1 pseudogene is annotated in these 317 nt (G+C 78.5%); it reads right to left on the bottom strand.

What is annotated here, in order from left to right:
• Window positions 1-252, bottom strand: a pseudogene (locus HP445_RS00030) (DUF4190 domain-containing protein); the annotation flags it as partial.
• Window positions 253-317: the final 65 nt, after the last annotated feature.

The raw sequence follows: 317 nt of genomic DNA, 5'->3' as shown, positions 1-317 counted from the left end.
GCGACCGAACGCATCGGACGGCTGCGCGGCGGGGGCGGGCTGACCCGACCACTGCTGCGGGCCTCCAGGCTGCTGCTGCCAGGCGGGCTGGCCGTTCCAGGCGGGCTGGCCGGAAGCGGGCTGGCCCGATCCGGGCTGGCCGGTACCGGGCTGGCCCGATCCGGGCTGGCCGGTACCGGGCTGGCCCGATCCGGGCTGGCCCGGACCGGGCTGCGACGGCGGGACGGGCTGGTTGGGCGGGTTCTCGCTCACGGCTGGGGGTCCTCTCCGACCGGGAGGCCGGCGCCGCACTCCAGCACCCGTGTCCCCCCGACACG

Origin of the sequence: Curtobacterium flaccumfaciens (genome assembly GCF_013359815.1) — a bacterium.
GTDB lineage: Bacteria > Actinomycetota > Actinomycetes > Actinomycetales > Microbacteriaceae > Curtobacterium > Curtobacterium flaccumfaciens.
This window is presented reverse-complemented; position numbering and strand designations above follow the sequence as displayed.